The organism is Mesorhizobium sp. M7A.F.Ca.CA.002.05.1.1, from assembly GCF_003998335.1.
Classification (GTDB): Bacteria; Pseudomonadota; Alphaproteobacteria; order Rhizobiales; family Rhizobiaceae; genus Mesorhizobium.
Genome location: NZ_RZQI01000232.1, coordinates 1 through 7,487, shown reverse-complemented (window position 1 = coordinate 7,487; position 7,487 = coordinate 1). Strand labels below are relative to the sequence as shown.

Annotated in this window: 7 protein-coding genes, 1 pseudogene and 1 riboswitch; of the genes and pseudogenes, 1 reads left to right on the top strand and 7 read right to left on the bottom strand. The window is 62.8% G+C overall.

Features of this window, described 5'->3' with window-relative positions:
- From EN939_RS14130 to EN939_RS14100, 7 genes and pseudogenes are all read right to left on the bottom strand, one after another.
- Nucleotides 1–191 (bottom strand): annotated as a pseudogene (locus EN939_RS14130) (NADH-ubiquinone dehydrogenase); the annotation flags it as partial.
- A gap of 70 nt (nucleotides 192–261) precedes the next feature.
- Nucleotides 262–1,566 carry an NADH-quinone oxidoreductase subunit NuoF gene (nuoF, locus tag EN939_RS14125; protein ID WP_127268495.1) on the bottom strand — a complete coding sequence of 435 codons (1,305 nt, stop codon included), beginning with the start codon at nucleotides 1,564–1,566 and terminating at the stop codon, nucleotides 262–264.
- A 10-nt stretch (nucleotides 1,567–1,576) separates the two neighbouring features.
- Complete coding sequence (locus tag EN939_RS14120; protein WP_127268494.1) at nucleotides 1,577–2,857, bottom strand: NADH-quinone oxidoreductase subunit E; 1,281 nt, start codon at nucleotides 2,855–2,857, stop codon at nucleotides 1,577–1,579.
- Nucleotides 2,858–4,048, bottom strand: a complete 1,191-nt coding sequence (locus tag EN939_RS14115; RefSeq protein ID WP_127260745.1) for an NADH-quinone oxidoreductase subunit D — start codon at nucleotides 4,046–4,048, stop codon at nucleotides 2,858–2,860.
- Complete coding sequence (locus EN939_RS14110) at nucleotides 4,049–4,651, bottom strand: NADH-quinone oxidoreductase subunit C (protein WP_127268493.1); 603 nt, start codon at nucleotides 4,649–4,651, stop codon at nucleotides 4,049–4,051. It lies immediately after the preceding gene.
- Nucleotides 4,652–4,655: 4 nt separating this feature from the next.
- On the bottom strand, nucleotides 4,656–5,237 hold the full coding sequence (locus tag EN939_RS14105) for a NuoB/complex I 20 kDa subunit family protein (protein ID WP_013531090.1): 582 nt from the start codon (nucleotides 5,235–5,237) through the stop codon (nucleotides 4,656–4,658).
- Nucleotides 5,228–5,593, bottom strand: a complete 366-nt coding sequence (locus EN939_RS14100; RefSeq protein ID WP_010910112.1) for an NADH-quinone oxidoreductase subunit A — start codon at nucleotides 5,591–5,593, stop codon at nucleotides 5,228–5,230. Before EN939_RS14100 ends, EN939_RS14105 begins: the two co-directional genes overlap by 10 nt.
- A 329-nt stretch (nucleotides 5,594–5,922) precedes the next feature.
- On the opposite strand from EN939_RS14100, the gene EN939_RS14095 reads away from it, so the two are divergent.
- A complete protein-coding gene (locus tag EN939_RS14095; protein WP_127268492.1) occupies nucleotides 5,923–7,122 on the top strand; it encodes a winged helix-turn-helix domain-containing protein in 1,200 nt (399 codons plus the stop codon).
- Between the two features lie 29 nt (nucleotides 7,123–7,151).
- Nucleotides 7,152–7,355, top strand: a riboswitch (cobalamin riboswitch).
- The last annotated feature ends 132 nt before the right edge of the window (nucleotides 7,356–7,487 follow it).

The window sequence follows — 7,487 nt, the reverse complement described above, 5'->3', positions numbered from 1 at the left end:
CCCAGCCAGACGCCGAAAGCATGATTGGCGAGCCCGAGGCCAAGCGCCGACATCGCCGCCGCACCCGCCACAGGATGCACGAAAAGGTTGACGGCGCTGGCCATCTCCTTCGGCATCATCCTGGTCAAGTCCTGGTTCATCTTCTCGATCTGGTCCAAATTGGGCATCAGCGGGTTCGAATACGGCGCCATAGAGTTCTCCTGGTCGTTTCTTCGTTCGCCCCGCCCTTCGCTGCGGACTTTCGCCCGCGTAAACTTTCTTCTATTCCGCCGCCACCATCACAGGCTCGGCCCGGTGCGCATTGCGCGAAAACTCGTCGATGCGCCGCTCCACTTCGCCGCGAAAATGCCGCATCAGGCCCTGGATCGGCCAGGCCGCCGCGTCGCCAAGCGCGCAGATCGTATGGCCTTCGATCTGCTTGGTGACGTCGAGCAGCATATCGATCTCGCGCTTCTGCGCCTCGCCGCGCACCAGCCGTTCCATCACCCGCCACATCCAGCCGGTGCCTTCGCGGCATGGCGTGCACTGGCCGCAGCTCTCGTGCTTGTAGAAGTAGGAAAGCCGCGCGATCGCCTTCACGACATCGGTCGACTTGTCCATGACGATGACAGCCGCGGTTCCAAGGCCGGATTTGAGGTCGCGCAGCGCGTCGAAATCCATCGGCGTGTCGATGATCTGCTCGGCCGGCACCAGCGGCACCGAGGCGCCGCCCGGTATGACCGCCAAAAGATTGTCCCAGCCGCCGCGAATGCCGCCGCAATGCGTCTCGATGAGCTCGCGGAACGGAATCGACATCGCCTCTTCGACCGTGCACGGATTGTTGACGTGGCCGGAGATGCAAAACAGCTTGGTGCCGACATTGTTGGGCCGGCCGAAGGACGAGAACCAGGCCGCTCCTCGGCGCAGGATGGTCGGCGCAACCGCGATCGATTCGACATTGTTGACCGTGGTCGGGCAGCCATAGAGGCCGACATTGGCCGGGAATGGCGGCTTCAGCCGCGGCTGGCCCTTCTTGCCTTCGAGGCTTTCGAGGAGTGCAGTCTCCTCGCCGCAGATATAGGCGCCGGCGCCGTGGTGCATGTAGATGTCGAAATCATAGCCGGAGGTGTTGTTCTTGCCGATCAGCTTGGCCTCATAGGCTTCCTCGATCGCGCGCTGGAGCGCCTCGCGCTCGCGGATGAACTCGCCGCGCACATAGATGTAGGCGGCAATCGCGCCCATGGCGAAGCCGGCAAGCAGCGCGCCCTCGACCAGCGTGTGCGGGTCGTTGCGCAGAATGTCGCGGTCCTTGCAGGTGCCGGGCTCGGATTCGTCGGCGTTGATGACGAGATAGCTCGGCCGGCCATCGCTCTGCTTGGGCATGAACGACCATTTGAGACCGGTCGGGAAGCCGGCGCCGCCGCGGCCGCGCAGGCCCGACGCCTTCATCTCGTTGACGATCCATTCGCGCCCCTTGGCAACGATGCCGGGCGTGTTGTCCCAGGCGCCGCGCGCCATCGCGCCGGCCAGCGACTTGTCGAACAGGCCGTAAATATTGGTGAAGATGCGGTCTTTGTCCTGAAGCATTTTTCGTCCCTCAGACCGGCTTCTTGCCGAAGACGCGGATGTATTCGGCGACGCCACCCTTGGCGAGCGCCTTGGCCTGCTTGACCCAGTCGTCGCGATCGATGCGGCCCTGGAAAGAGAGATAGCCATCCACCCACTCGCGTTCGGCCTTCTTCCACGACGCGACCTGCGCGAAGGTGAAAATGCCGAGCGTATGCAGGATGCCCTCGATCTTGGGGCCGACGCCGGAGATCAGCTTGAGGTCGTCGACCTGTGCCGGTTTATCGATTCCGGCCGGACGGTTTTTGTCCCCGAGCGACGGTTTGGCCGGCTTGGCCGCCGGCACCTTGACCTCCGGCGCCTTGAAGGCGGATGCCGGCTCGGCCTTGGTTATCGGACCGCTGCGCTGCTTGGAAACCTGCTCGACCTTGGAGTCCGCCTTGTTGGCGTTGGCGGCCGAATGCAGCGGCGCGGCAACGCTCGCCGCCTTTTCAACCGCCGGCGCGACCTTGGTTTTTGAAGGCGTCTTCAATGCCGGGCTGGTTTCAGGGGCGTCGGTCTTCGGCTTGCTGGTGTTGGACGGTGCGACAGGGGCCGCGGCCGGCCCCGGCACAGGCGCCGCGATGATCGCGTCGGGCGCCGCCCTGGCGGCCTTGGCGGCCTCCCTGGCCTCCCTTTCGCGGGTCGACTTGAGGATCGCCTTTTCGCTCTTCAGCGTGGTGAGGCCGGAGGCCGGCTCGGAGCCGGTGCGGCCGTTCTGCGGCCCCGGTTCCACCGAAGCACCCTTGCCGGCGTCATAGAGATCAATGATTTCAGCCAGGCGTTCCGGCGTCAGATCCTCGAACGTGTCCTTGAAGATCATGACCATCGGCGCGTTGACGCAGGCGCCAAGGCATTCGACCTCTTCCCAGGACAAGGTGCCCTTGTCGTTGGCGTGGAACTGGTCGTGATGGATTTTGGAGCGGCACACATCCATCAGCGCTTCCGAACCGCGCAGCATGCAGGGCGTGGTGCCGCAGACCTGGATATGCGCACGCGTGCCGACCGGATTCAACTGGTACTGCGTGTAGAAGGTCGCGACTTCGAGCCCGCGGATACGCGGCATGCCGAGCATGTCGGAAATCGTCTCGATGGCCGCCTTCGTCACCCAGCCTTCCTGCTCCTGCGCTATCATCAGCAAGGGAATGATGGCCGACTGCTCACGGCCCTTCGGGTACTTCTTGATCCATTGCTTCGCCGCAGCCGCGTTCGCCCGGTTGAAGGCGAAGGATGCTGGCTGGACGCTGGCTTCTGCGAGACGGCGGACTGACATTTAGCGATCGACCTCACCAAACACGATGTCGAGGGAGCCGAGAACGGCGGTGACGTCGGCCAGCATGTGGCCGCGGCAGAGGAAATCCATCGCCTGCAGATGCGCGAAACCCGGCGCGCGCAGCTTGCAGCGGTAGGGCTTGTTGGAGCCGTCGGAAACGAGATAGACGCCGAATTCGCCCTTCGGCGCCTCGACCGCGGCGTAAACCTCGCCGGCCGGCACGCGATAACCCTCGGTGTAGAGCTTGAAGTGATGGATCAGCGCTTCCATCGAGCGCTTCATCGCCTGGCGCTTGGGCGGCACCACCTTGCCGTCGAGGTTCGACACCGGCCCGGTGCTTTCCTTGCCGAGCAGGAGATCGACGCACTGGCGCATGATCTTCGCAGACTGGCGCATTTCTTCCATGCGCACGAGGTACCGGTCGAAGCAGTCGCCGTTCTTGCCGATCGGAATGTCGAAATCCATTTCCGAATAGCATTCATAGGGTTGCGACTTGCGCAGGTCCCAGGCAGCACCCGAACCGCGCACCATCACGCCCGAAAAACCCCAGGCCCAGGCATCGGCCAGCGAGACGATGCCGATGTCGACATTGCGCTGCTTGAAGATGCGGTTGCCGGTCAGCAGCTGATCGAGGTCGTCGATCGACTTCAGGAACGGGTCGATCCACTTGCCGATGTCCTCGACCAGTTTCTGCGGCAGGTCCTGGTGGACGCCGCCGGGACGGAAATAGGCGGCATGCATGCGCGAACCGGAGGCGCGCTCATAGAACACCATCAGCTTTTCGCGCTCGACGAAGCCCCATAGCGGCGGCGTCAGCGCGCCGACGTCCATCGCCTGCGTCGTCACATTGAGGATGTGCGACATGATGCGGCCGATTTCGCAGTAGAGAACGCGGATCAGCTGGCCGCGCTTCGGCACTTCGATGCCGAGCAGGCGCTCGGCGGCGAGCGCGAAGGCGTGCTCCTGGTTCATCGGCGCGCAATAGTCGAGCCGGTCGAGATAGGGAATCGCCTGCAGGTAGGTTTTGGCCTCGATCAGCTTTTCGGTGCCGCGATGCAAGAGCCCGATATGCGGATCGACGCGATCGACGACTTCGCCGTCCAGCTCCAGCACAAGGCGCAAAACGCCGTGCGCCGCAGGGTGTTGCGGGCCGAAATTGATGTTGAAGTTGCGGACGGAGGTTTCAGCCATTTACTGCTTTGCCTTCTCGTCACCCGGCAGGACGTAATCCGTACCTTCCCACGGGGACAAAAAATCGAAATTGCGGAATTCCTGCTTGAGCTCGACCGGCTCATAGATAACGCGCTTGGCCTCATCGTCGTAGCGCACCTCGACGAAGCCGGTCAGCGGGAAATCCTTGCGCAGCGGATGGCCTTCGAAACCATAGTCTGTCAACAGGCGGCGCAGATCGGGATGGCCCGAGAACAGCACGCCGTAGAGATCATAGGTCTCGCGCTCGAACCAGTCGGCGCCGGGGAACACGCCGGTGATCGACGGCACCATGGTTTCCTCGTCGGCCTGCACCTTGACGCGGATGCGCACATTCTGCTTCGGCGACAACAGATGATAGACGACGTCGAAACGCTTGGCCCGCGACGGATAGTCGGCGCCGCAGACGTCGATGATCGAGATGAACTGGCAGCGCGCATCGTCGCGCAGGAAGGTCATCACCTCGACCAGATCGCGCGGCTCGACATGGATGGTGAGTTCGCCATAGGCGATATCAGCCTCGTTCACGCGGCCGATCAGCTTCTCGCCGAGATAGTTCGACAGTTCGCTCAGGGATGCGGTCATGGATTTACCGTTCGATCGTGCCGGTGCGGCGGATCTTCTTCTGCAAGAGAAGAATGCCGTAGAGCAGCGCTTCGGCGCTCGGCGGGCAGCCGGGCACATAGATATCGACGGGCACGATGCGGTCGCAGCCGCGCACCACCGAATAGGAGTAGTGGTAGTAGCCGCCGCCATTGGCGCAGGAGCCCATCGAGATGACGTAGCGCGGTTCCGGCATCTGGTCGTAGACCTTGCGCAGCGCCGGCGCCATCTTGTTGGTCAGCGTGCCGGCGACGATCATGATGTCGGACTGGCGCGGGGACGCGCGCGGCGCGACACCGAACCGCTCCGAATCATAGCGCGGCATCGAGGTGTGGATCATTTCGACCGCGCAACAGGCGAGGCCGAAGGTCATGAACATCAGCGACCCGCTGCGCGCCCAGGTGATGAGCGCCTCGGTCGAAGTGACCAAAAAGCCCTTGTCGGCCAACTCGTTGTTGATCTCGAGGAAGAAGGGATCGTCCTCCCCCACCGGCCTGCCGGTGTTGGGATCGATAATACCCTTGGGCTTCGGCGCGACGAGGGTGCCTGAACTGTCGTTCAATCCCATTCCAGCGCTCCTTTTTTCCATTCATAGGCAAAGCCGATGGTCAGCACCGCCAAAAACACCATCATCGACCAGAAACCGAGCATGCCGATCTTCGAAAACGACACCGCCCACGGAAACAGGAAGGCCACTTCCAGGTCGAAGATGATGAACAGGATCGACACCAGGTAGAAACGGATGTCGAACTTCATGCGGGCGTCGTCGAACGAGTTGAAACCGCACTCGTAGGCGGAAAGCTTTTCGGGATCGGGATTGCGGTAGGCCACCAGGAAGGGCGCGGCCAGCAGCGCCAGGCCGACAACCAGCGCCACGCCTATGAACAGGACGATGGGCAGGTATGAGCTCAAGAGTGCGTTCATGCTCGGCTTTCCGTTGGCGCAATCCACTTTGATTACAGCACCGGACCCTAATGCGGAAGCGTGACAGTTTAACCGCTGAACCGTTTTAAGGGCCTATGCTGCAACGCGGCGAGGGTTAGCGCAGCACTTCCAGCGAAGCAAGTCAAACCTTGTTCAAAACACCGACCTGGACGGCATATCGCGGCAAACTGGTCCGATCCGCTCCTGTTTGATTTCCTTCGCTTTTTACTCCACTTTTCTCTCCTGACATGGATGCAGCCAAAACCCTGCTAGCATGGGTTGGAATCAGCCATTCGACCCTCGGTCAAACACTTCAAAGTGATGCCTGCATGAAGGAAAAGATCTCGCTCCCCACGGCCCGTCGCATCGCGCTTGCCGCCCAGGGGTTTCTCGATCCCCGCCCGACCGGCACGCCCGACCGCCGGCATTTTGCCCGCACCCTCTCCCGCACCGGCCTGCTGCAGATCGATTCCGTCAGCGCGGTGGTGCGCGCTCATTATATGCCGCTCTATTCGCGCCTTGGTCCCTACCCGTTCTCGCTGCTCGACAACGCGGCCGTGACGCGTAAGCGCACGGTTTTCGAATACTGGGCGCACGAGGCGTCCTTCCTGCCGGTCGAGACCTACCCGCTGATGCGCTGGCGCATGCAGCGCGCCGAGCGCGGCGACGAAATGTATCTGGGCCTCGCCAAATGGGGCCGCGAGCACGCCGCCTATATCGAAGAGATTTACCGCCAGGTCGCCGAGCGCGGCCCGATTGCCGCTTCCGCGCTCGAAGGCCAGAAAGGCTCGGGCGGCTGGTGGGGCTGGAGCCACGCCAAGCATGCCTTCGAATGGCTGTTCTGGGCCGGACGCATCACCACGGCGCACCGTCGCGGGTTCGAGCGCTTCTATGATCTGCCCGAGCGCGTGCTGCCGCAGGCGGTCCTCGACCTCCCAGTGCCCACGCCTGAGGACGCGCACCGCGAATTGCTGCGCATTTCCGCCCGCGCCCACGGCGTGGCGACTTCAGGCGATTTGCGCGATTATTTCCGCCTGTCGCCGGCCGATATGAAAGGCCGGTTGGAGGAACTGGTTGAAACCGGCGAATTGCTGCCGATGCGCGTCGAAGGCTGGGACAAGCCGGCCTATCTTCACCGGGATGCCCGCCTGCCGCGCAAAGTCGAGGCCCGCGCCCTGCTGGCGCCGTTCGATCCTGTCGTCTTCGAACGCTCGCGCACAGAGCGGCTGTTCGACTTCCACTACCGCATCGAGATCTACACGCCGGCCGACAAGCGGCAATACGGCTACTATGTCCTGCCGTTCCTGCTCGGCGACAGGATCGTGGCACGCGTCGACCTCAAGGCAGATCGTCCGGCCAGCGTGCTGCGGGTCCATGCGGCCTACGCCGAGCCCAAGGCGTCACCTGAAACCGCTGCAGAACTGTTCGAGGAATTGAAGCAGATGCAGGGCTGGCTCGGGCTCGAACGCATGGAAGTGACCCCGGCCGGCGATTTGGGTCCGGCGCTGGCCGACATCGCCATGTCGTAAGCTCGCGTTGACACCGCCGCTCGCAAAAGCCTAAATCCGGTTCAGATGGTCTCTTGCCCGCAACGGCAAGAGCTAAGAGGGAATGCGGTGCGGGGCAAAATCCCAAATCCGCGGCTGTCCCCGCAACTGTAAGCGAAGAGCCAAGGCCGAAAGCCACTGGGAGTTCCCGGGAAGGCGGCTACCCAAGGCGATGACCCGCGAGCCAGGAGACCTGCCGTCTGCGACTTTAGAATCCGATCGCCCGGCGGGTTTCCGGGCAAGGAGCCCGATCTTTGGACCACGACAGCAGTTTTTCGGCTGGCACAGCGGATATTTCGTCCGGCCATGATGATGCCTTGGCCGGCGTCACCATCATTGTCTGCGCC

What these genes read in the sequence shown, in the direction of transcription:
- nuoF (WP_127268495.1), bottom strand. Translation starts at nt 1,566, where the DNA reads ATGCTTCAGGACAAAGACCGCATCTTCACCAATATTTACGGCCTGTTC.
- EN939_RS14120 (WP_127268494.1), bottom strand. Translation starts at nt 2,857, where the DNA reads ATGTCAGTCCGCCGTCTCGCAGAAGCCAGCGTCCAGCCAGCATCCTTC.
- EN939_RS14115 (WP_127260745.1), bottom strand. Translation starts at nt 4,048, where the DNA reads ATGGCTGAAACCTCCGTCCGCAACTTCAACATCAATTTCGGCCCGCAA.
- EN939_RS14110 (WP_127268493.1), bottom strand. Translation starts at nt 4,651, where the DNA reads ATGACCGCATCCCTGAGCGAACTGTCGAACTATCTCGGCGAGAAGCTG.
- EN939_RS14105 (WP_013531090.1), bottom strand. Translation starts at nt 5,237, where the DNA reads ATGGGATTGAACGACAGTTCAGGCACCCTCGTCGCGCCGAAGCCCAAG.
- EN939_RS14100 (WP_010910112.1), bottom strand. Translation starts at nt 5,593, where the DNA reads ATGAACGCACTCTTGAGCTCATACCTGCCCATCGTCCTGTTCATAGGC.
- EN939_RS14095 (WP_127268492.1), top strand. Translation starts at nt 5,923, where the DNA reads ATGAAGGAAAAGATCTCGCTCCCCACGGCCCGTCGCATCGCGCTTGCC.